We start from the raw sequence: 22,342 nt of genomic DNA, 5'->3' as shown, positions 1-22,342 counted from the left end.
GGGAGCCGTCCCCGGAGCCCGCGGCCGCCGGGCGGTCAGGCCCAGGTCACGTGGTCCCGGACGGGCGGGCGGGCAGCCTGGTCCCGGGGCGGCCGGTCAGCCGAGAGGGTGGGCGGCCAGCAGCTCTCCCAGGGCCTCTTCGTGGGCGGCGGCGGGACCGAGGGACAGCTCGATCTGCTTCGCCCAGGCGTGGAACCGGTGCAGGGGATACTCGGCGTCCGCGCCGAAGCCGCCGTGCAGGTGCTGCGCGGTCTGCACGACGCGGCGGACCCCGTCGGAGGCCCAGATCTTCGCGACCGCGACGTCTCCCGACGCGGGCAGTGGCCCGCCCGCGTCGGTGGAGATCCGCCAGGCGGCCTGCCAGAGCGTCGCCTCCATCGCCCGCAGATCGATGTACCGGTCGGCGGTCTGCACGGCGACCGCCTGGAACGTGGCCACCGGGAACCCGAACTGTTCGCGCTTGCCGGTGTATTCGGCGGTCATCGCCAGTACGCGCTCGCCGAGCCCGAGGGCCAGCGCGCAGGTACCCGTGGTGAGCAGGGACCGCAGCCAGTCCCAGCAGCCCGAGGTGCCGATCAGCTCGCGGGCCTCGATCCGCACGGCGTCGAGCCGGACCTCCGCGAGGCGCTCGCCGCTGGTGGAGACCTGCTCCGCCAGGGTGACGCCGTCACGGGCGCGTGGCACGAGAGCCAGGACCGCGTCGCCCTCGGGGGTGTGGGCGGGCACGGCGATGAGGTCGGCCGCCTGGGCCCAGGGCACCGCGGACTGCACGCCGTCGAGCACCCACCCCGAAGGGGTGTCTCCCGAAGGGGCGTCGCCGTCCGCTCCCGCGTCGCTCCACGGCCCATCCGGTCCCGCGTCGCCCCGCGGCCTCTCCGGTTCCGCCTCCGGCCGTGCGGTGACGGCGAGTTCGGCCGCTTCGAGGCCGCTGCGCCCGTTGGCCCCGGCGGTCAGGATGAGCTCGCCCCGGGCGGCCCGGGGCAGCAGCTCCGCCGCGAGCGCGCCGTGCCCGTACCGCTGGATCGTCATCGCGACCGCACAGCTCTCCAGTAGCGGTACCCGGGCCAGCACCTTGGCCGATTCCCGCAGGACCAGGCAGAGTGCGATCGGGTCGAGCCCGGCGCCGCCGTGGTCCGGTGACAGGGTGAGCCCCAGCAGGTCCGTGCGTGCCAGCTCGTCCCACAGCCGCCGGTCGATGTCCTCGGCCACGGCGCCCGGTGTCAGGGCGGGGCTGGGCACACCGTCGGGCGCGACGCCCGAGAAGACTGCCCTGGCCGCTTCCACGGCCGCCTGCTGTTCCTCGGTGAAGGTGAAGTCCACAGTCCCGGCCTCCCGTTACCCGTTGACGCTCCCTGACGGGTCGTCAAGATAGAACAGGTTCTATGGGAAGGGAAGTTCTACGGGATGGGAAGGGAGTAGCGCGGCTCCCCGCGGGTCCCTCAGCGGTCGAAGTCCAACTCCACCTCCGAGGTGAGCGGATGGGACTGGCAGGCCAGCACGAAGCCCGCCTCGGTCTCCTCCGGCTCCAGTGCGAAGTTGCGCTCCATCCGGACCTCGCCCGTGACCAGGAACGCCCGGCACGTCCCGCACACCCCGCCCTTGCAGGCGTACGGGGCGTCCGAACGGCTCCGCAGCACCGTGTCCAGCAAGGACTCCGCGTTCTCCACGGGCCAGCGGCCCGAGCGGCCGTGGAGGGTCGCCGTCAGCGTGGAGTCGGCCGGGGCGGTGACCTTGGCCACCGGGACACCGGAGGGGCCGTCGTCGACGTGGAAGATCTCCTGGTGGACGCGGGTCCGGTCGACGCCGAGCGCGCGCAGGGCCTGCTCCGTGCCTTGGACGAGGCCGAGCGGGCCGCACAGGAACCAGCCGTCCACCTCCCCCACCGGAAGCACCGCGGGCAGCAGGCCGGTGAGCCGTTCGGTGTCCAGCCGCCCGGAGGGGAGACCGGCCGACTGCTCCTCGCGGGAGAGCGCGGTGACCAGCTGGAATCGGTGCGGGTAAAGGTCCTTGAGGTCGGCCACCTCGTCGAGGAACATCGTCGAGGCCGCGGTGCGGTCACTGCGGATCAGGCAGAACCGGGCGGTCGGCTCCCGCTCCAGCAGGGTGGCCGCCATCGACAGCACCGGGGTGATGCCGCTTCCGCCGACCACCGCGGCGAACAGCCCGGGGCGCGGCTCCAGGACGAAGCGGCCCATCGGGGGCATGGCCTCCACCTGGTCGCCGACGGCCAGTTTCTTCAGGGCGTACGTGGAGAACGCCCCGCCCTCGACCCCGCGGATGCCCACCCGCAGCACCGGCTCTCCGGGCCGCTCGGTGGCCGGTGCGCAGATCGAGTAGGAGCGGCGGACCTCCTCGCCGTCCACGGTGTAGCGCACGTTCAGATGCTGGCCGGGGGCGTGGCGGAAGGTCTCGCGCAGCTCGGTCGGCACGGCGAGGGTCACGGCCACCGCGTCATCCGTGATCCGTTCGATCGCGCTGACCCGGAGCGGATGGAACATCTACAACTCCTTGAAGTGGTCGAACGGTTCACGACAGGCGACGCAACGACGCAGGGCCTTGCAGGCGGTGGAGGAGAACCGGCTGAGCAGCTCGGTGTCCGTGGAGCCGCAGTGCGGGCAGCGCACCGAGAGCGTCAGCGACACGGGCCCACCGTCGGTGCTGTGGGCGCGGGGCGGGGCGATGCCGAACTCGGCCAGCTTGCGGCGCCCTTCGGCACTGATGTCGTCCGTCGACCAGGCCGGCGCCAGCACCGTGACCACGGACACCTCGGGCACGCCGTGGTCGTGCAGCACCCGCTCGATGTCGGCCGACATCGCCTCGATCGCCGGGCAGCCGGTGTAGGTCGGGGTGAGCCGGACGGTGACCCGGCCCGGCCCGTCCACCGTGACGTCCCGCAGGACCCCCAGCTCCGCCAGGGTCAGGACCGGCAGCTCGGGGTCGGGCACGGAGCCCGCGAGACCGCGCAGCTCCGCCTCCAGCCGGGTGTCGGTCACCATGACGCCCCCGGGTGGCTGCGGTGCAGATGCTGCATCTCGGCGAGCATGCGGCCGAACGGCTCGGTGTGCAGGCCCTGCCGCCCGGCGCCCGCCGCCCAGCCTCCGGACCGCGGGCCCGACGGGACGACCAGCGTGGCGCGCGCGACGACGTCGGTGACGGCGATGAGCCAGCTGTCCCCCAGCGCCTGCCAGTCGACACCGGAGCCGGGCGCGTCCAGCCCCTCGACCGGCTGGAACAGCTCACCGGTGAACCGCCACAGCGCGTCCAGGCCCTCCTGCATCCGGGCGTGGCTCTCCTCGGTCCCGTCGCCGAGCCGCAGGACCCACTGCTCGGCGTGGTCCCGGTGGTAGGCCACCTCCTTCACGGCCTTGGCGGCGAGCCCGGCGAACTCGCCGTCCCCGGCCGCCAGCCGCTCGTACAGCAGGTGCTGGTACACCGAGAAGTAGAGCTGCCGGGCGATGGTGTGGGCGAAGTCCCCGTTCGGCTGCTCGACCAGCTGGAGGTTGCGGAAGGCCCGCTCCTCGCGGAGGTAGGCCAGCTCGTCCTCGTCGCCGACGAGTGAGAGCAGCACCCGGGCCTGTCCCAGCAGGTCCAAGGCGATATTGGCCAGGGCCACCTCCTCCTCCAGGACGGGGGCGTGGCCCGCCCACTCCCCCAGCCGGTGCGAGAGCACCAGCGCGTCGTCGCCGAGTGCGAGAGCCGCGCTCACAGGTGCTTCACCCCTTCCGGGATCTCGTAGAACGTCGGGTGGCGGTAGGGCTTGTCCCCGGCGGGCTCGAAGAAGGAGTCCTTCTCGTCGGGGGAGGAGGCCGTGATCGCAGTGGAGGGGATCACCCAGATCGAGACGCCCTCCGAGCGGCGGGTGTAGAGGTCGCGGGCGTTGCGCAGGGCCATCTCGGCGTCCGGCGCGTGCAGGCTGCCCGCGTGGGTGTGGGACAGGCCGCGCCGGGAGCGCACGAACACCTCCCACAGGGGCCAGTCGGTCGAGCCGCTCATGCCGTCTCCTCCACATGCTGTGCGGGCGCGCCGTCCATCGGCGGGGCCGGTGCCGGGGTGTGCTTGGCGGCGTACGCGGCGGCCGCGTCCCGGACCCAGGCACCCTCCTCGTGGGCCCTGCGCCGCTGGGTGATCCGCTGTTCGTTGCAGGGGCCGTTGCCCTTGAGGATCTCGTGGAACTCCGCCCAGTCGATCGCGCCGAAGTCGTGCTGTCCGCGTTCCTCGTTCCACCGGATGTCGGGGTCCGGGAGCTCCAGGCCCAGGGCCTCCGCCTGCGGTACGCAGATGTCCACGAAGCGCTGGCGCAGTTCGTCGTTGGAGTGCCGCTTGATCTTCCAGGCCATGGACTGCTCGGAGTGGGAGGACGCCTCGTCCGGGGGACCGAACATCATCAGCGACGGCCACCACCAGCGGTTCACCGCGTCCTGGGCCATGGCGTGCTGGGCCTCGGTGCCGCGGCTGAGGGCGAGAAGCAGCTCGTACCCCTGGCGCTGGTGGAAGGACTCCTCCTTGCAGATGCGGACCATGGCGCGGGCGTAGGGGCCGTAGGAGCAACGGCAGAGCGGCACCTGGTTGGTGATCGCCGCCCCGTCCACCAGCCAGCCGATCGCACCGACGTCGGCCCAGGTCAGCGTGGGGTAGTTGAAGATCGACGAATAGCGCTGGCGGCCCGCGTGGAGCTTGTCGAGCAGCTCCTCCCGGCTGGTGCCCAGGGTCTCGGCCGCGCTGTACAGATACAGGCCGTGGCCCGCCTCGTCCTGCACCTTGGCCATGAGGATCGCCTTGCGCCGCAGCGAGGGCGCGCGAGTGATCCAGTTGGCCTCGGGCTGCATGCCGATGATCTCGGAGTGGGCGTGCTGGGCCATCTGGCGGACCAGGGTCGCCCGATAGGCGTCGGGCATCCAGTCGCGCGGCTCGATCCGCTCGTCGGCCGCGACCGCTGCGTCGAAGACCGCGACCAGGTCCGCGGCCGCCCCGTCCCCAGCGCTCGCCGCAGCCGCATCAGCCGCGTGTGCCGCGCCGGACGTGCTGCGCGCCTTCTGGTCCTGCGTCTGGTCCGCAGTCACTGCCGCCATCCCGGGCTCCCTACCGACCGATCGTTCGGTTCCGTGACTTCAATGGTGAGTCGGAGGCCCGTAGGGTGTCAACCCTGTGGATAACTGAGCGGTGATCGACGGCGGGCGGGGCGGGATGGATTCGGACCACGACGGGAGCTCTGCCGACGGCGAGAAGGACCCCTGGCCCCCGGCGACACCACGGCAGACCGCGGGCCCGGACGTATCTCCGTCCCCGGCCCCGCCCCTACCGCCCCCGCCTCTGCCCCCACCGCCCCCGGCTCCCGGCACCGGCGGTATAGCCGGGCTCTCCTTCCCCTACCAGGTGGTCGCGGCCCTCTCGCTGTCCCTGATCGGGCTCCTCGCCTGCGCCCATGTGGCCATGGTGTTCCTGCACGTCAGCCCGTCCAACACGGTCACCAAGCAGCACGGCAAGGCGATCGACGACTGGGTCTACCCGGAGTTCGAACAGAACTGGAAGCTCTTCGCGCCCAATCCGCTCCAGCAGAACGTCGCCGTCCATGTGCGGGCCGAGGTGGCGGAGGCCGACGGCCGCCGCACCACCAGGTGGATGAGCCTGACCCATGAGGACGCCGAAGGGGTCCGCGGCAATCTCTTCCCCAGTCACATCCACCAGAACGAGCTGCGCCGGGGCTGGGACTTCTACGTCAACTCCCACGACAGTGAGAACCGCGCCAACGGCCTGCGCGGCGAACTCTCCGAGCGGTACGTCCGCCGCATCGCGATGCTCCGGCTGAGCGAGCGCGACTACGGCGGCACGATCGAGCGCATCCAGCTCCGTTCCGCCACGGCGTCCATCGCCCCGCCTCCGTGGAGCACGGAGAAGATCAGCACCCGGCCCGTCTACCGCGTACTCCCCTGGTGGACCGTGACCCCGGACGATCTCCCCGCCGACGACGCGGCGCCCCCCGCGGAGGGCGACCAGTGACCATCCCGCAGCCGTCCGCCCCGCGGCCCGAGCGGCCGAAGCAGCCCGCCGACGCCTCTCCGCCCGAAGGCGGCTCTCCTCCCGAAGCCCCACAAGCCCTCGAAGCCACCGGAGCCCGCGACGCCACCAGGACCCCGGGAAGGGCCGGTTCCGCCGCAGCCGTCGGCGGCAGACTCGCCCGCGCTCTCCAGCAGGTCACCGCCACGGCCCTCGGCCCGTACCAGAGCGCCGTCGTCCGGATCGGTTTCGCCGCCACGTACCTGTTCTTCCTGTTGCGCGAGTTTCCGCACCGGTATGAGCTGTACGGTCCCGACAGCCCGTGGCGCTGGGATCTCGCCCGCCAGCTCACCGAGAGCAACGGCGCCTTCTCCGTCCTCATGTGGACGGACAGCGCGCTCTGGTTCGAGGCCGTGTACGTCCTGACCCTGCTGTCCGCGCTCGGGCTGCTCCTCGGGTGGCGGACCCGGACCATGTCCGTCCTCTTCATGGTCGGCGTGCTCTCCGTGCAGAACCGCAGCATCTTCATGGGCGACGGCGGCGACAACGTCGTCCACCTCATGGCGATCTACCTGGTCCTGACGCGCTGCGCCCGGGTCTGGTCGCTGGACGCCCGGCGCGCGGCGCGGAACGTGGAGCGCGCGGCGGCCGGACTCCCGCCCGTACGGGACATCGCGGGGCCCGTCCTGTGGGCGCTGCTCGGCCCGGTCCTGGTGGCCGCCACCCTCATGGGCGGGTTCGGCGGCACCTGGTGGCTCCCGGCTCTGCTGTGGGTGGTCTGGCTCTCCGCCGCCGCCTGGTGGGCGGTCAACCGCTACGCGCCGCACGGGGAACCCCGCGCGCTGCTCGACGTGCTGGCCAACCTCGCGCACAACGCCACACTCGTCGTGATCATGGCCGAGGTCTGCCTGATCTACGCGACCGCCGGCTGGTACAAGATCCAGGGCTCACGCTGGCAGGACGGCACCGCGCTCTACTACCCCCTCAAGCTCGACTACTTCACCCCGTGGCCCGCCCTGTCGGACGTCCTCGCTTCCAACGGGCTGATGGTGATGGTGCTGACGTACGGCACGGTCATCGTGCAGGTCGCCTTCCCGTTCACGCTCTTCAACCGGCGGGTCAAGAACGTCCTGCTGGGCGTGATGATCTGTGAGCACGCGGGGATCGCCCTGCTGCTCGGGCTGCCGTTCTTCTCCCTGGCGATGATCGCGGCCGACGCGGTGTTCCTGCCGACCGCCTTCCTTGTCTGGCTGGGCGGACGTGCCGTCCTCGGCAGACGGCGGCTGCTCTCCCTGCTGCCGGGCCGGGCACCGGAGTCGGGCGCCGCTCACGGCTCCCCGGAGACCAGGGATCCCGGAGGACCGGACAGGGGCGGACCCGGGGGTACGGAGGAGCCCCGGCGCCCTGGCGGCGGCGGGGGTCATACGCTCGTCGGGTGAGCAGTGAGACCGGCAGAACCCCGAAGCCCCCGGCAGTGTCCGCGGACCCCGCCCCGGCGGACAGCCTCCCCGCGGACCCCGTCCGGGCCGACGCCCCCGCGATGGACCCCGCCTCCTCGGATGACACCGCCTGCTTGGACGCCTCCGCCCCCTCGGAGGGCCCCGCCCCGGCGGACGCCCCCGCCGAACTCCTCCAGTACGACGACGGGCACGCCCAGGGGATCGGCGTCGGGCCGCATACGCTGCCCTGGCCCGAGGGCGAGCGCTACGACCCCGAGCTGCTGGCCCACGGCGACCGGCGCAACGTCGGTGACGCGTACCGCTACTGGACGCGGGAGGCGATCGTCGCCGATCTCGACCTGCGGCGGCACGACTTCCACGTGGCCGTGGAGAACTGGGGCCACGACTTCAACATCGGATCCGTGGTGCGCACCGCCAACGCCTTCCTGGCGAAGGAGATCCACATCGTGGGCCGACGCCGCTGGAACCGGCGCGGCGCCATGGTCACCGACCGCTACCAGCATGTACGCCACCACCCCGGCACGGCGGACCTGACCGCGTGGGCGGCGGCCGAGGGGCTGCCGATCATCGGGATCGACAACCTGCCCGGGGCCGTGCCGCTGGAGCGGACCGTGCTGCCGCGCCGGTGCGTCCTGCTGTTCGGGCAGGAGGGGCCGGGTCTCACCGAGGAGGCGCGTGAACACGCCGCGATGGTGTGCTCGATCGCCCAGTTCGGATCGACCCGGTCCATCAACGCCGGAGCCGCCGCCGCCATCGCGATGCACGCCTGGATCCAGCGCTACGCGGAGGTCCCGGACCCTGGGGGCGCCCGCTAGCTATGCCTGGCGGCGCACCTCCACCACACGGAAGCGGTTGGCGACGAAGGCCCCGTCGCACAGGGCCGCGTTCGCGGCCGGGTTGCCGCCGGAGCCGTGGAAGTCGGAGAAGGCCGCGGTCTGGTTGACGTAGACACCCCCGGTCAGATTCAGCGAGAGCTGGGCCGACTCGTCGAGGCAGACCTCCTCGACCGCGCGCTCCACCTCGGGGGAGGTGGTGTACGCGCCGACCGTCATGGCGCCCTTCTCACGGATCGTGCGGCGGAGCAGCTCCAGGGCGGCGGGCGTCGAGTCGACCGCGACCGCGAAGGACACCGGGCCGAAGCACTCGGAGAGGTAGGGCGCGGCGTCGTCGGACGTGGAGCCGTCGAGCTTGACGAGGACCGGCGTCCGTACGACCGCGTCGGGGAACTCGGCGTTCGCGACCGTACGCGAGGGCAGGGCCACTTCGCCCAGCTCACCGGCCGCCTCGACCCGGGCCCGGACGTCCGGGTTGACCAGCGCGCCGAGCAGCGCGGCGGCGCGGGCGTCGTCGCCGAGCAGGCCGGTCACGGCGGCGGCGAGGTCGGTGACCACGTCGTCGTAGGACTTGGCGCCGTCGTCCGTGGCGATGCCGTCCCGGGGGATCAGGAGGTTCTGCGGGGTGGTGCACATCTGGCCGCTGTACAGCGAGAGCGAGAAGGCCAGGTTGGCGAGCATGCCCCGGTAGTCGTCGGTGGAGTCGACGACGATCGTGTTGACGCCGGCCTTCTCCGTGTAGACCTGGGCCTGGCGGGCGTTCTCCTCCAGCCAGTCGCCGAAGGCGGTGGAGCCGGTGTAGTCGATGATCCGGATCTCGGGGCGGACCGCCAGCGTCTTGGCGATGCCCTCACCGGGCCGCTCGGCGGCGAGCGCGACCAGATTCGGGTCGAAGCCCGCCGCGTCCAGCACCTCGCGGGCGATGGACACCGTGAGCGCCAGCGGGAGCACGGCGCGCGGATGCGGCTTGACCAGCACCGGGTTGCCCGTGGCGAGGGAGGCGAAGAGGCCGGGGTAGCCGTTCCAGGTGGGGAAGGTGTTGCAGCCGACGAGCAGTGCGACGCCGCGGCCGGACGTGGTGAACGACTTGTGCAGCTTCAGGGGGTCCCGCTTGCCCTGCGGCTTGGACCAGTCGGCGGTCCGAGGGGTGCGGACCTGCTCGTGGTAGGCGTACGCCACGGCCTCCAGACCGCGGTCCTGGGCGTGCGGCCCGCCCGCCTGGAACGCCATCATGAAGGCCTGGCCGCTGGTGTGCATGACGGCGTGCGCCAGCTCGTGGGTGCGGGCGCTGATCCGCGACAGGATCTCCAGACAGACCAGGGCCCGGACCTCCGGACCCGCCTCCCGCCAGGCGGCCCTCCCCGCCCGCATCGCGGGAAGCAGGACGTCGAGGTCGGCGTGCGGATACTCGACGCCCAGCTCCGGCCCGTACGGCGAGATCTCGCCTCCGGTCCAGCCGTCGGTGCCCGGCTGCCCGAGGTCGAGCCTGGTGTTCAGCACCGCGTCGAACGCGGCCTTGCCCTCGGCAGCCCCGAGGCTGCCCGGCGTGCCGCCCTCGCCGTACGCCTTCGGGTGCTCGGGGTGCGGCGACCAGTACGCGCGGCTGCTGATGGCGTCGAGGGCCTGGTCGAGCGTGGGCCGGTGGGTCTCGGACAGCTGCTGGGGGGTGAGCACGGCGGCCATGGCGGACCAACTCCTCATCGAGCCGGGCGGGGAGGTACGGACGGAGTTAGAGTAACCGAACGATCGGTCGGGACAAGGGGCCGCAGGAAACCTGTGGACAACTTCGATGGTCCCCGCGTACACGGGGGCGATCCCTCATGGGGGAGGATCGCGGACATGACCACGGCCAAGCGGGACACGTACACCCCGGAGACCCTGCTCACCGTCGCCGTCCGTGTCTTCAACGAGCGCGGCTACGACGGCACGTCCATGGAGCACCTCTCCCGGGCCGCCGGTATCTCGAAGTCCTCCATCTACCACCACGTGGCGGGCAAGGAGGAGCTGCTCAGGCGGGCTGTCAGCCGGGCGCTCGACGGACTCTTCGGCATCCTCGACGAGCCGGGGGCGCTGCGCGGGCGCGCGATCGAGCGGGTCGAGTACGTCACCCGCCGCACGGTCGAGGTACTGATGGCCGAGGTCCCCTACGTGACGCTGCTGCTGCGGGTGCGCGGCAACACGAAGACCGAGCGCTGGGCGCTGGAGCGGCGGCGGGAGTTCGACCAGCGGGTGTCGGAGCTGCTCCAGGCCGCGGTGGCCGACGGGGATCTCCGGGCCGACGTGGACATACGGCTCGCCACCCGGCTGCTGTTCGGCATGGTGAACTCGCTGGTCGAGTGGTACCGGCCGCAGGCCGGCGGCTTCCCGGGCGAGGACCAGCTCGCCGACACGGTGGTCCAGCTGGCCTTCGAGGGCATGCGGGCCGGCGGGGACCGCGACTGACCTGTCCGCGCGATGCGGGGGCGCGGACCGGACGCGGGGTGCGTGGGGTGTGCGCTGCGCGGTGCGGGGGCCGGGGCGCGGGGGGTGCGCGCTGCGGGGGCCGGGGTGCCGGGTGTCCCGGGGTGCGGGCAGCGGGGGCCGGGTGTGCGGGGTGCGGGCAGAGGATGCCAGGTGTGCGGCCTGCGGTCGCGCTCAGCTCAGTTCCGTCGGGCGGTCGGGGAGCGGGCCGAGGTCCGTCTCCTCGAACACCAGCAGCGTCCGCGTCGAGAGCACCTCGGGAATGGCCTGGATCCGGGTGAGGACCAGTTCGCGCAGTGCCCGGTTGTCCGGGGTGTGCACCAGCAGCAGTACGTCGAAATCGCCGCTGACCAGGGCGATGTGCGTGGCCCCGGGCAGTGCCTGGAGCTGCTCGCGCACGGTCCGCCAGGAGTTCTGCACGATCTTGAGCGTGATGTACGCGGACGCGCCCTGGCCCGCGCGCTCGTGGTCGACGCGGGCGCCGAAGCCGCGGATCACCCCGTCCTCGACGAGCCGGTTGATGCGGGCGTAGGCGTTGGCGCGCGAGACGTGGACCCGCTCGGCGACCGACCTTATCGAGGCGCGGCCGTCCGTCTGGAGGATGCGCAGGATGTCGCGGTCGACGGCGTCCAGCGGCCGCGCGGGCGCGCTCTCGCCGGGGTCCTCGCCCCTGTCGGCCATTTGTTCAGCGGCCATCTGCCCGCGCCTCCCTGCCCTGGACGACCTGTCTCCATCTCAGGCTGTGGAGAACCGTTTGTCCACAGGCTGGCGCCGCCTGTAGCCAAAATGCGCCCGCGACCGAACAATCGGTAGGTGAGGCGCACCACACCCGTGCCTCGCCCACACCTCGACATCCAGCTCCCCGTGCCACCCCGATCGACGTCCAGCCCCAACCGACGTCCCTGCCTTGTCGGCGCTCCGATCGACACCCCGCGATCTCCCCCGATGCCAGGAGGTGCTTCTCATGACGGTCCAAGAGCTGCCCGGCGCGGCCGCCCACCGGCCCACGCCGCCCCCGGCCTGGAAGCCGGTCACTGACCCCGCCCCGCTGCTCCCGGACCCGGAGCCGTACCGGGTGCTCGGTACGGACGCGGTCGCCGACGTCGATCCCGAGCTGCTGCTCCGGCTCCACACCGAGCTGGTCCGCGGCCGCCGGTACAACGCCCAGGCGACCGCGCTGACCAAGCAGGGCCGCCTGGCCGTCTACCCGTCGAGCACCGGCCAGGAGGCGTGCGAGGTGGCCGCCGCTCTGGTCCTGGAGGAGCGCGACTGGCTCTTCCCCAGCTACCGGGACACGCTGGCCGCGGTCGCCCGCGGCCTGGACCCGGTCCAGGCCCTGACCCTGCTGCGCGGGGACTGGCACACCGGCTACGACCCGCGTGAACACCGCGTCGCCCCGCTCTCCACCCCCCTCGCCACCCAGCTGCCGCACGCCGTGGGGCTGGCGCATGCCGCCCGGCTCAAGGGAGACGACGTGGTCGCGCTGGCCATGGTGGGCGACGGCGGCACCAGCGAGGGCGACTTCCACGAGGCGCTGAACTTCGCGGCGGTCTGGAAGGCCCCCGTCGTCTTCCTCGTACAGAACAACGGCTTCGCGATCTCCGTGCCGCTGGCGAAGCAGACCGCCGCGCCCTCCCTCGCCCACAAGGCCGTCGGATACGGGATGCCGGGCCGCCTCGTGGACGGCAACGACGCCGCCGCCGTGCATCAGGTGCTGGGCGAGGCGGTGGAGCGGGCGCGGCGCGGCGAGGGTCCGACGCTGGTCGAGGCGCTCACCTACCGCATGGACGCGCACACCAACGCCGACGACGCCACGCGCTACCGGGTCGACAGCGAGGTCGAGGCCTGGCGGGCGCACGACCCGGTGCTGCTGCTGGAGCGCGAGCTGACCGGTCGGGGACTGCTCGACGACCAGGGCATCGAGCGGGCACGGGAGGCGGCCGAGCACATGGCGGCCGCGCTGCGCGACCGGATGAACGCCGACCCGGTGCTGGAGCCGATGGACCTCTTCGCCCATGTGTACGCCGAGCAGACCAGCCAGCTCCGGGAACAGGCCACCGCCCTGCGCGCCGAGCTGGACGCCGAGCAGGACCACGACGAGCACAGCGCGGAGGCGGGGCGATGACCACCGCGGCACCCACAGCCGGCGGACGTACGGCGAAGGCGAAACCGGCCACCATGGCGCAGGCCCTCGGGCGTGCCCTGCGGGATTCCATGGCCGAAGACCCCACCGTCCATGTCCTCGGTGAGGACGTGGGCACGCTCGGTGGGGTCTTCCGGATCACCGACGGGCTGGCTGCGGAGTTCGGCGACGATCGGTGCACCGACACTCCGCTGGCCGAGGCAGGCATCCTCGGCACGGCCGTCGGCATGGCGATGTACGGGCTGCGGCCCGTGGTGGAGATGCAGTTCGACGCCTTCGCCTATCCGGCCTTCGAGCAGCTGATCAGCCATGTCGCCAAGATGCGCAACCGCACCCGGGGGGCCATGCCGCTCCCCATCACCGTGCGGGTGCCGTACGGCGGGGGCATCGGCGGGGTCGAGCACCACAGCGACTCCTCCGAGGCGTACTACATCGCCACGCCCGGCCTCCACGTCGTCACCCCGGCCACCGTCGAGGACGCGTACGGGCTGCTGCGGGCGTCGATCGCCTCCGACGATCCGGTCGTCTTCCTGGAGCCCAAGCGGCTCTACTGGTCCAAGTCCACCTGGTCGCCCCAGGCCCCGGCGGCGGTGGAGCCGATCGGCAGGGCCGTGGTCCGGCGCCCCGGGCGCAGCGCCACGCTGATCACGTACGGGCCGTCCCTGCCGGTCTGCCTGGAGGCAGCCGAAGCGGCGGTCACCGAGGGCTGGGACCTCGAAGTGGTGGACCTGCGGTCGCTGGTTCCCTTCGACGACGAGACGGTCGCCGCTTCGGTGCGGCGCACCGGGCGCGCCGTCGTCGTCCACGAGTCGACCGGGTTCGGCGGGCCCGGCGGTGAGATCGCGGCCCGGGTCACCGAGCGGTGCTTCCACCACCTGGAGGCTCCGGTGCTGCGGGTGGCCGGGTTCGACATCCCCTACCCGCCGCCGATGCTGGAGCGGCACCATCTGCCGGGAGTGGACCGCGTGCTCGACGCGGTGGCGCGGTTGCAGTGGGAGGCGGACAGCTGATGGCACGGGTGCTGGAGTTCAAGCTGCCGGACCTCGGCGAGGGGCTGACCGAGGCGGAGATCGTCCGCTGGCTGGTGGAGGTCGGCGAGGTCGTCGCCATCGACCAGCCCGTCGTGGAGGTCGAGACGGCCAAGGCCATGGTGGAGGTGCCGTGCCCCTACGGAGGCGTGGTGACCGCCCGCTTCGGTGAGGAGGGGTCGGAACTCCCGGTCGGCGCCCCTTTGCTGACGGTCGCGGTCGGGGCGCCGGACGGATCGGAGCCTTCGGCCGACAGGTCGCCCGGCTCGCCCGCGTCGGCGTCGTCGGACTCGTCATCGGCTGCGGGGTCATCGACCGCGTCGTCGGGCTCGTCGGCTTCGGCGTCCGCGTCCGCGGAGGAGTCTTCGAGCGGGTCGGGGAACGTGCTCGTGGGATACGGGACGGGCGCACCGGCCGCACGGCGTCGGCGCATCCGGCCGGGCGGGCTGACGACCCCTGCCGATGGTGGAGCCGCGGCCCCCGTCCAGGTGGTCGAAGCCGCCGCCCCGGCCCCGGCTTCTGAGACGGCATCGGCACCGGCTGCCTCTGTGGCCGGTCCCGCTGTCGACGGGGTGGCGCGGGATCGCGCGGTGGACCGGCAGGGGCCCGTGGCCGTGGTCTCTCCCTTGGTCCGCCGGCTGGCCCGGCAGCACGACATCGATCTGCGGCTGCTGACGGGGTCGGGCCGCGACGGGCTGATCCTGCGGGCCGATGTGGACGCCGCGATCAGCCGGGCGGCGGAGACGGCCACCGCAGGCGTCACCGCGGCCGGGAGCGCGACGGCGAACGGGACTGCGACGACCACATCGACCGCGGCAACGAAAGCGTCCGGCGCTTCTTCGGTTCCGGCAGGCACGAGGGCGTCGGCTGGTGCGGACGGCGAGCGGATTCCGCTGCGCGGTGTGCGGGGAGCGGTCGCCGACAAGCTGTCGCGGAGCCGGAGCGAGATCCCGGACGCCACGTGCTGGGTGGACGCGGACGCCACCGAGCTGATGACCGTCAGGGCCGCGATGAACGCGGCGACAGGCCCGTCCGCCGGGCCGAAGGTCTCGGTCCTGGCCTTGCTGGCGAGGATCTGCACGGCCGCGCTGGCCCGGTTCCCGGAGCTCAACTCCACGGTGGACAAGGACGCCCGGGAGATCGTCCGGCTGCCCGGGGTGCACCTCGGGTTCGCCGCCCAGACCGAGCGGGGTCTGGTCGTCCCGGTCGTGCGGGACGCGCACACGCGTAACGCGGAGTCGATCGGGGCGGAGATCGCCCGGCTGACCGAGCTGGCGCGGACCGGGAAGCTCAGCCCGGCGCAACTGACCGGCGGTACGTTCACGCTGAACAACTACGGGGTGTTCGGCGTCGACGGTTCGACGCCCATCATCAACCACCCGGAGGCGGCGATGCTCGGCGTCGGCCGGATCATGCCCAAGCCCTGGGTGCACGAAGGGGAGCTGGCCGTCCGTCAGGTCGTCCAGCTCTCGCTGACCTTCGACCACCGGGTGTGCGACGGCGGGACGGCCGGGGGCTTCCTCCGTTACGTGGCGGACTGTGTGGAGCAGCCCGCGGTGCTGCTGCGCACGCTGTAGGGGTGTCCGGCCGCGCAGCCGGAGCCGGCTCGTCGGCCGCGCTGCCCCCGGAGTCGGCGCCTACGTGCCCGTCCTGGGGTGATTGGGTCTTCCGGCCACCCCGGACGGGGTGGCGCGGTGGGGCGCGGCCCATACTCGACGTATGACCGCCTACGACGTGATCGTCCTGGCCGGCGGGGCCGCGAAGCGGCTCGGCGGCGCCGACAAGCCGGCCGTGCGCGTGGGCGGCCGGACCCTGCTCGACCGGGTCCTCACCGCCTGCGCCGGGGCGGGTGTCACGGTCGTGGTCGGCGATCGGCGGCCCACTGCCCGGCCGGTCACCTGGACCCGCGAAGTCCCGCAGGGCGGCGGCCCGCTGGCGGCGCTCGGCGCGGGGGTGCGGCTGACGACGGCGGACGTCGTCCTCGTCCTCTCCGCCGATCTGCCGTTCCTCGGACCGAGCACGGTGCAGTCCTTGGTCGCCGCCGCCGCTGTCGCTGCCGAAGGGGAGGGTGGGGCGGGCGGGGATGGTGCTCTGTGCACTGACCCCGACGGACGCGATCAGCCGCTTGTCGCCGCCTATCGCGCGGAGCCGTTGCGCCGGGAGTTGGCGCTCATCGCCACCGAGCACGGCAGCCTCGCCGGGTTGCCGCTGCGGCTGCTGACCGCGGAGCTGGATCTGGCCCGGGTCGACGCCGGGCCGCACGCCGCGTTCGACTGCGACACTTGGGACGACATCGCCGCTGCCCGCGCCCGGATCAGGGAGCATGGGGCCGTGCTGGACGAATGGATCACCTCGGTCAAGAACGAACTCGGAATCGAACTCGACGTCGACACCGGTGTCCTGCTCGACCTCGCGCGTGACGCCGCGCACGGAGTCGCCCGGCCCGCCGCCCCGCTCACGACCTTCCTGGTCGGATACGCGGCGGCCAGAGCCGGTGCCGACGCGGGGCCCGAAGCGGCTGCCGCCGCGGTCGCGGACGCCGCTCGCAAAGCCGCCGACCTCGCACTGCGTTGGGAGGCCGAAGCGGCGGCCGCTGCGGGACCGGCTGCCGGGACCGAGGGCGGCGCCGAGGTGGCGGGTGAAGCGACGGGCGAGGCGAAGCCGGACGCGGGCGGCGAGGGGACCGGAACACCGTGACCGCCCCCGGTTCGCCCGATCCCGGCCCGGCCGGTCCCCCCTTGACCGCCCCCGGCCCGTCGGATTCCGGTGTGGTCGGCCCCGGCCTGAACAGCTCCGGTTCGTATGGTCCCGACCGCGCGGAGTCCGCGAACGACCTCGCCCGTGCCGAGGAGGAGCGGGCTGTCGAACAGGCCCTCGCCCTGGTCGGCGGGTCGAGTTACCGCCCCCGGCCCGTCGCCGACAGCGGTCCTGGCAGCACCCGCACCACCTCCTCCAGCAGTGCTCGCGACGGCGCGTCCAACGACGCCCAGCGCGACGGCCGTCGGCCCGGTGCGTCCGGTGCACCCGCCGATGATCACGTGGCCGAGGCCGACCGTGAACCCCTGCCGCGCCCCACCGGGAACCACCCGGAAGCCGGAGCCGAAACCGAAGTAGGGGCCGACGTCCGAGCAGAAGACGGAGTCGGAGCCGAAACCGACGAAGGGGCCGGAGCCGAAGACGGATTCGGAGCCCGAGGCGGACCGACCCTCCCGCACGCCAGTAGCCCTCGTGGCACCCCTCCCACCGGCACCCCTCCCACCCGTACCCCCGCCGCCGTATCCCTCTCCTGGGAGCGGGCGCGGGCGGTTGCCGCGCGGGAGGGGCGGTCCGGTCCGGCGGCGGTCGTCCGGTTGCCGCTCGACCGCGCGCTCGGGCATGTGCTCGGCGAGGCGCTCGGCGCGCTCACGGACCTGCCGTCGTTCGACACCTCGGCGATGGACGGCTGGGCGGTGGCCGGACCGGGTCCCTGGGCGTACGAGGCCGGGGCGGGCCTCCTCGCGGGACGTCGGGCCACCACGCCGCTGCCCGACGGCACCGCCGTACGGATCGCCACCGGGGCCCGCGTCCCCCCCGACACCACCGCGGTCATCCGGAGCGAGCACGCACACGCCGACGAGGCCAAGGGGCTGCTGCACGCGCGGCGCTCCGTCGTGACCGGGCAGGACATCCGGCCCCGGGGCCAGGAGTGCCGCTCCGGCGAGCAACTCGTCCCGGCCGGGACCGTGGTGACCCCGGCGGTGCTCGGGCTGGCCGCGGCCGCCGGGTACGACGCGCTGCCTGCCGTGCCCCGGCCGCGCGTCGACATTCTGGTTCTCGGCGACGAACTGCTGGCCACCGGGCTGCCGCACGACGGGCTGATCCGTGACGCCCTCGGTCCCATGCTGGGCCCCTGGCTGCGGGCTCTGGGCGCCGAGGTTTCGGAGCCCGTCCGCCTCGGGGACGACGCCGGAGCGCTGCGGGAGGCCATCGTCTCCACGGACGCCGACGTCATCGTCACCACCGGCGGCACCGCGGCCGGTCCGGTCGACCATGTGCACCGCGTCCTCGACGGGCTCGACGCCGAGTTGCTGGTCGACGGAGTGGCCGTCCGCCCCGGTCACCCCATGCTGCTGGCGCGACTACCCGGCGCCGGGAACCGGGTTGGGCAACTGCCGGGCGGGCCCTGTCTGGTCGGGCTGCCCGGGAACCCGCTGGCGGCCGTGGCCGGGCTGCTGACGCTCGCTGAACCGTTGCTCGCGGGGATCGCGGCCCGCCCGGCCCAGGACGCGTACCGGGCGCTCGTCCACGCCGACGTACCCGGTCATCCGCACGACACCCGCCTCGTCCCGGTGGTCCATCGCGCGGGGCGGCCGGGCGGCCGGGACCATGTCGCGCCCCTCCGGTTCAACGGTCCCGCGATGCTGCGCGGGATCGCCGCGGCGGACGGGTTGGCCGTCGTACCCCCGGGCGGGGTACGGTCCGGCACCGAGGTGGAGATTCTGGATCTCCCGTGGGCCCCGGCGACGCCGTGGTCGGAAGGGTGTTTCACGTGAAACTTCCCGGCCACGATGCGATGGCCAGGCGAGCCGACGAACTGGTCGTGCCGACGCGGGTGATGCTTCCCCGCCGGGTGGCCGTCGGTCCGGCCCGTCAGGTGGCCAAACGCCTGCTGATGGCGCTGCTCGTGCTGGCCGCGACCGTGCTGATCGTCTGGCTCGACCGCAGCGGTTACAACGACAACGCCGACGGCAAGGTCGATCTGCTGGATGCGATCTACTACGCGACGGTCACCCTCTCCACCACTGGGTACGGGGACATCACCCCGTACAGCGACGGAGCACGGCTGATCAATGTGGTGCTCGTGACACCGCTGCGCGTGATCTTCCTGATCATCCTGGTCGGGACCACTCTCGAAGTCCTCACGGAACGGACCCGGGAGGACTTCCGGCTGAAGCGTTGGAGAGCCAACTTGCGTGACCACACCGTCGTCGTCGGCTTCGGTACGAAGGGCCGGTCGGCGATTCTGACCCTCTGCGCCACCGGTCTGTCGAAGGACCAGATCGTCATCGTCGACCCGGCCACCAAGGTCATCGAGGCCGCCAACGCCGAGGGCTTCACCGGAGTCCTCGGGGACGCCACCCGCAGCGATGTGCTGCTGCGCGCCGAACTCCAGAAGGCGCGGCAGATCATCATCGCGACCCAGCGCGACGACACCGCCGTGCTGGTCGCCCTGACCGCACGCCAGCTGAACCGGAGCGCGAAGATCGTGGCGGCGGTCCGTGAGGAGGAGAACGCACCCCTGCTCCGGCAGTCCGGCGCGGACGCGGTGATCACCAGCGCCAGCGCCGCCGGACGGCTGCTCGGCCTCTCCGTCCTCAGCCCGAGCGCGGGCACCGTGATGGAGGACCTGATCCAGCAGGGCAGCGGCCTCGATCTCGTCGAACGGCCGGTCATAAAGGCCGAGGTGGGCAAGAACGTGCGGGAGACCGAGGACCTGGTCGTCAGTGTGCTGCGCGGCCACCGGCTGCTCGGTTACGACGATCCGGCGGCCAGCCCCCTGCAGTTGACGGACCGCGTCATCACCATCGTGCGGGCCAGTCCGACGTCGGCCGCCACGCCGAAGAGCCCGCCGCCCCCGCCCCAGCGCTCCTGAGCGTCGAGGCAGTCCCCCGCGCGACAGGGCGACCGCACGGCGGGGCGATTGCACGACGGGGCGACCGCACGACGGGGCATCGGCACGACGGGGCATCGGCACGACGGGCCGTCCGTGATGGCCGCCGAGGCGTCCGTGATCGGACGGGGCGTCCGCCGGGGTGGGCGCGGCGGGAGTAGCCTCGCGGCCATGCATGCGATCACGATCCCCGAACCCGGTGGCCCCGAGGCGCTCGTCTGGGCTGAGGTCCCCGATCCCGTACCCGGCGAGGGCGAGGTTCTCGTCGAGGTTGTCTCCAGCGCCGTGAACCGCGCCGACGTGCTCCAGCGGCAGGGTTTCTACAACCCGCCGCCCGGTACGTCCCCCTACCCCGGTCTGGAGTGCGCGGGCCGGATCGCCGCGCTCGGCCCGGGGGTGAGCGGCTGGGCGGTCGGCGACGAGGTGTGCGCGCTGCTGGCGGGCGGCGGGTACGCGGAGAAGGTCGCCGTACCGGTGGGCCAGCTCCTCCCCGTACCGGAGGGGGTCGGCCTGGTGGAGGCGGCGGCGCTGCCCGAGGTCACCTCGACGGTCTGGTCGAACGTGTTTCTAATTTCCCACCTGCGGCCCGGTGAGACGGTGCTGATCCACGGCGGTTCCAGCGGGATCGGCACCATGGCCGTCCAGCTCGCGAAGGCGGTCGGCGCCCGGGTCGCGGTCACGGCGGGCAGCCCGGACAAGCTGGCGCGGTGCGCCGAGCTGGGAGCGGACATCCTGATCAACTACCGCGAGCAGGACTTCGTCGAGGAGGTGCGGGAGAACACCGCCGGGGCGGGGGCCGACGTCATCCTCGACATCGTCGGAGCCAAGTACCTGGAGCGGAACGTCCAGGCGCTCACGGTGAACGGCCGCCTCGCGATCATCGGACTCCAGGGCGGGGCCAAGGGGGAACTGAACCTCGGGGCGCTGCTGGCCAAGCGAGCCGCCGTCACCGCCACCTCCCTGCGCGGTCGTCCGCTCGGGGAGAAGGCCGCCATCATCGCCGCCGTACGCGAGCACGTGTGGCCGTTGATCGGCGGCGGGGTGGTCCGTCCCGTCGTGGACCGCACGGTGCCGATGCAGGACGCCGCCGAGGCGCACCGGATCCTGGAGTCCAGCGCGCACATCGGCAAGGTGCTGCTGGCCGCGCCCGCCGCGCCCTGACCGCCCGCCACCACCCGTGATCTGACCCGCAGCCGCCCTCGCGGGGGCTGCGGTCTCCCGGGCGCCGGGCGCCCGACCCGCAGACGTACATCAACAGGCACATCGGATACGCACGACGGGAACGTACGACGGGGCCCGGCCCCCACCTCACGGTGGGGGCCGGGCCCCGTTCGGTCGCTGCGGCGGCTACGGGTCGCGGATACGGGCTTACAGATACGGGCCCGAGCGGACCGGGCCGTGCGGGTCCGCGCCGCCCTCCTCGTCCTCGCCGCTCATTCCCGGCGGCAATGCGCGGCGCATCTGCTCCAGCTGGGCGCGGGCCGCCATCTGCTGGGCGAACAGAGCCGTCTGGATGCCGTGGAAGAGGCCCTCCAGCCAGCCCACGAGCTGCGCCTGCGCGATGCGCAGTTCGGCCTCGGAGGGCACCGAGTCATCGGTGAACGGCAGGGAGAGCCGCTCCAGCTCCTCGACCAGCTCGGGGGCCAGACCGTCCTCCAGCTCCTTCACGGAGCTGGCGTGGATCTCCTTCAGCCTGACGCGGCTCGCCTCGTCGAGAGGGGCCGCCCTGACCTCCTCCAGCAGCTGCTTGATCATGCTGCCGATGCGCATGACCTTCGCGGGCTGTTCCACCATTTCCGTCACCGGGACCTCGCGCGACTCGTCGTCACTGGCACCGCCGCCGATAGCCATTCCGTCCTGGCCCACGACAAGGACCTGCGGGTGCTCCTGCGACCGGTCATTCCTCGGCATTTCCATGCCGCCATTGTCTCGCACACATGCCGTACACCACGGTGGTGCCCCCGGAAACGGACGATCCACCTTCTCCAGGGGCACCGGAACGCGTTCCGCCCGGGTTCAGCCCGCGCGCCGCGCCAGGGGCGGCCGGGAGCTGGTGAGGGCCGCGGCGAGCAGTCCCGTCGGCACGGGACGACCAGGTCCGGCAGCCCGCGTCCCCCCCATGGCAGCGCCTCCGGCCGGGAACGGACCGGGGTGCCCCTCAGGCCGTACGGCGCATACGGAACGCGAGGAAGCCGAGCCCCAGGCCGACCAGGGCGATGCCCGAACCGAGGGAGAGCTGCTGCACCTGCCGTACCGCGGCGGCGTCCAGCGCCTGTCCGGACCGCCGTGCCGGATCGGTGAACGCGTCGGGCGGTGGGGTGAACACGGGTACTTCGGAGCCGTCGTCCACGACCTGCTCGGCCTCGCCCCGGTCGCGCGTCCCGACCGGCGTCTCGTCCCTGGTCTCGACCCGGGCGAGCTCCAGAGGGGTCAGGGAACGACCGGGCCGCGCCCTGCCGATCCCGGCCTCGTGCCCGGCCAGGGGGGCGGTCGACCCGGTCACCTGGGGCGAAGCGGAAGGGGAGTCAGAGGCTTCGGCAGGGCCGGAGAGCTCGCCCGCAGGCGCGGTGTCGGCCTCGGCACCTCTCGCGGCGGAGGTCCCGGGGAACGGGCTCGTACCGCCGGACTGGGGGACTCCGGAGCTCGGAAGGCCGGACGACTGCGGGTGCGGGGGCGGGCTCGAAGGGAGCGCGGAGGGGGACGCCGGACCCGACGGGCGCGGGGCCGTAGGGGAGACCGACGCGGACGGGGCGGCGGCGAACGACCGGGTGACC

At 72.9% G+C, this 22,342-nt stretch carries 21 protein-coding genes; 11 read left to right on the top strand and 10 right to left on the bottom strand.

The genetic code is table 11. The annotated features are described in order from the left end of the window. Positions 1–96: 96 nt before the first annotated feature. From ACIRRU_RS13600 to paaA, 6 genes are all read right to left on the bottom strand, one after another. Positions 97–1,320 (bottom strand): acyl-CoA dehydrogenase family protein, encoded by a 1,224-nt coding sequence (locus ACIRRU_RS13600; RefSeq protein ID WP_403679518.1) that lies wholly within the window; start codon positions 1,318–1,320, stop codon positions 97–99. A 119-nt stretch (positions 1,321–1,439) separates the two neighbouring features. Beyond that, entirely contained in the window at positions 1,440–2,498 is a 1,059-nt protein-coding gene (locus ACIRRU_RS13595; RefSeq protein WP_403679516.1) for a 2Fe-2S iron-sulfur cluster-binding protein, read from the bottom strand. After that, positions 2,499–2,996, bottom strand: a complete 498-nt coding sequence (gene paaD, locus ACIRRU_RS13590) for a 1,2-phenylacetyl-CoA epoxidase subunit PaaD (RefSeq protein WP_403679513.1) — start codon at positions 2,994–2,996, stop codon at positions 2,499–2,501. After that, positions 2,990–3,706, bottom strand: coding sequence for a 1,2-phenylacetyl-CoA epoxidase subunit PaaC (gene paaC / locus ACIRRU_RS13585; RefSeq protein WP_403679511.1), 717 nt, complete (start codon positions 3,704–3,706; stop codon positions 2,990–2,992). Before paaC ends, paaD begins: the two co-directional genes overlap by 7 nt. Then, entirely contained in the window at positions 3,703–3,993 is a 291-nt protein-coding gene (gene paaB, locus ACIRRU_RS13580; RefSeq protein ID WP_363204254.1) for a 1,2-phenylacetyl-CoA epoxidase subunit PaaB, read from the bottom strand. Before paaB ends, paaC begins: the two co-directional genes overlap by 4 nt. Then, a complete protein-coding gene (gene paaA, locus ACIRRU_RS13575) occupies positions 3,990–5,069 on the bottom strand; it encodes a 1,2-phenylacetyl-CoA epoxidase subunit PaaA (protein ID WP_403679508.1) in 1,080 nt (359 codons plus the stop codon). Before paaA ends, paaB begins: the two co-directional genes overlap by 4 nt. A 115-nt stretch (positions 5,070–5,184) precedes the next feature. On the opposite strand from paaA, the gene ACIRRU_RS13570 reads away from it, so the two are divergent. Genes ACIRRU_RS13570 through ACIRRU_RS13560 form a run of 3 tightly spaced genes read left to right on the top strand, consistent with a single transcriptional unit; the run spans position 5,185 to position 8,269 of the window. Next, positions 5,185–5,997, top strand: coding sequence for a DUF5819 family protein (locus ACIRRU_RS13570; RefSeq protein ID WP_403679506.1), 813 nt, complete (start codon positions 5,185–5,187; stop codon positions 5,995–5,997). Beyond that, positions 5,994–7,433 carry an HTTM domain-containing protein gene (locus ACIRRU_RS13565; protein WP_403679504.1) on the top strand — a complete coding sequence of 480 codons (1,440 nt, stop codon included), beginning with the start codon at positions 5,994–5,996 and terminating at the stop codon, positions 7,431–7,433. Before ACIRRU_RS13570 ends, ACIRRU_RS13565 begins: the two co-directional genes overlap by 4 nt. After that, entirely contained in the window at positions 7,430–8,269 is an 840-nt protein-coding gene (locus ACIRRU_RS13560) for a TrmH family RNA methyltransferase (RefSeq protein ID WP_403679501.1), read from the top strand. Before ACIRRU_RS13565 ends, ACIRRU_RS13560 begins: the two co-directional genes overlap by 4 nt. On the opposite strand, the gene paaN is transcribed toward ACIRRU_RS13560, so the two are convergent. Further along, complete coding sequence (paaN, locus tag ACIRRU_RS13555) at positions 8,270–9,970, bottom strand: phenylacetic acid degradation protein PaaN (protein ID WP_403679498.1); 1,701 nt, start codon at positions 9,968–9,970, stop codon at positions 8,270–8,272. Between the two features lie 156 nt (positions 9,971–10,126). Between paaN and ACIRRU_RS13550 the strand changes: the two genes are divergently transcribed. Continuing rightward, entirely contained in the window at positions 10,127–10,729 is a 603-nt protein-coding gene (locus tag ACIRRU_RS13550; RefSeq protein ID WP_403679496.1) for a TetR/AcrR family transcriptional regulator, read from the top strand. A gap of 192 nt (positions 10,730–10,921) precedes the next feature. Here ACIRRU_RS13550 and ACIRRU_RS13545 read toward each other — a convergent pair whose 3' ends face one another. Next, positions 10,922–11,443 carry an Lrp/AsnC family transcriptional regulator gene (locus ACIRRU_RS13545; protein ID WP_363204260.1) on the bottom strand — a complete coding sequence of 174 codons (522 nt, stop codon included), beginning with the start codon at positions 11,441–11,443 and terminating at the stop codon, positions 10,922–10,924. Positions 11,444–11,711: 268 nt separating this feature from the next. On the opposite strand from ACIRRU_RS13545, the gene pdhA reads away from it, so the two are divergent. The 7 genes from pdhA (at position 11,712) to ACIRRU_RS13510 (ending at position 20,729) form a co-directional block, all read left to right on the top strand. Continuing rightward, entirely contained in the window at positions 11,712–12,872 is a 1,161-nt protein-coding gene (pdhA, locus tag ACIRRU_RS13540) for a pyruvate dehydrogenase (acetyl-transferring) E1 component subunit alpha (protein ID WP_403679492.1), read from the top strand. Continuing rightward, positions 12,869–13,900 (top strand): alpha-ketoacid dehydrogenase subunit beta, encoded by a 1,032-nt coding sequence (locus tag ACIRRU_RS13535; protein ID WP_403679489.1) that lies wholly within the window; start codon positions 12,869–12,871, stop codon positions 13,898–13,900. The genes pdhA and ACIRRU_RS13535 overlap by 4 nt, the downstream gene beginning before the upstream one ends. After that, complete coding sequence (locus tag ACIRRU_RS13530) at positions 13,900–15,495, top strand: dihydrolipoamide acetyltransferase family protein (RefSeq protein WP_403679487.1); 1,596 nt, start codon at positions 13,900–13,902, stop codon at positions 15,493–15,495. Before ACIRRU_RS13535 ends, ACIRRU_RS13530 begins: the two co-directional genes overlap by 1 nt. Before the next feature lie 142 nt (positions 15,496–15,637). After that, positions 15,638–16,615, top strand: coding sequence for an NTP transferase domain-containing protein (locus ACIRRU_RS13525; RefSeq protein ID WP_403679484.1), 978 nt, complete (start codon positions 15,638–15,640; stop codon positions 16,613–16,615). A 71-nt stretch (positions 16,616–16,686) separates the two neighbouring features. After that, entirely contained in the window at positions 16,687–18,450 is a 1,764-nt protein-coding gene (locus ACIRRU_RS13520) for a molybdopterin-binding protein (RefSeq protein ID WP_403679481.1), read from the top strand. Next, the gene (locus ACIRRU_RS13515; protein ID WP_363204265.1) at positions 18,408–19,550 is read left to right on the top strand and encodes a potassium channel family protein; all 1,143 of its coding nucleotides are present in this window, start codon (positions 18,408–18,410) and stop codon (positions 19,548–19,550) included. Before ACIRRU_RS13520 ends, ACIRRU_RS13515 begins: the two co-directional genes overlap by 43 nt. Positions 19,551–19,739: 189 nt before the next feature. After that, a complete protein-coding gene (locus tag ACIRRU_RS13510) occupies positions 19,740–20,729 on the top strand; it encodes an NAD(P)H-quinone oxidoreductase (protein WP_403679479.1) in 990 nt (329 codons plus the stop codon). Between the two features lie 207 nt (positions 20,730–20,936). Here ACIRRU_RS13510 and ACIRRU_RS13505 read toward each other — a convergent pair whose 3' ends face one another. Beyond that, complete coding sequence (locus ACIRRU_RS13505) at positions 20,937–21,485, bottom strand: bacterial proteasome activator family protein (RefSeq protein ID WP_403679477.1); 549 nt, start codon at positions 21,483–21,485, stop codon at positions 20,937–20,939. 241 nt (positions 21,486–21,726) lie between these two features. After that, positions 21,727–22,071 (bottom strand): hypothetical protein, encoded by a 345-nt coding sequence (locus ACIRRU_RS13500; RefSeq protein WP_403679474.1) that lies wholly within the window; start codon positions 22,069–22,071, stop codon positions 21,727–21,729. Positions 22,072–22,342: the final 271 nt, after the last annotated feature.

The organism is Streptomyces sp. NPDC101181 (assembly GCF_044767975.1).
Lineage (GTDB): Bacteria > Actinomycetota > Actinomycetes > Streptomycetales > Streptomycetaceae > Streptomyces.
This window is presented reverse-complemented; position numbering and strand designations above follow the sequence as displayed.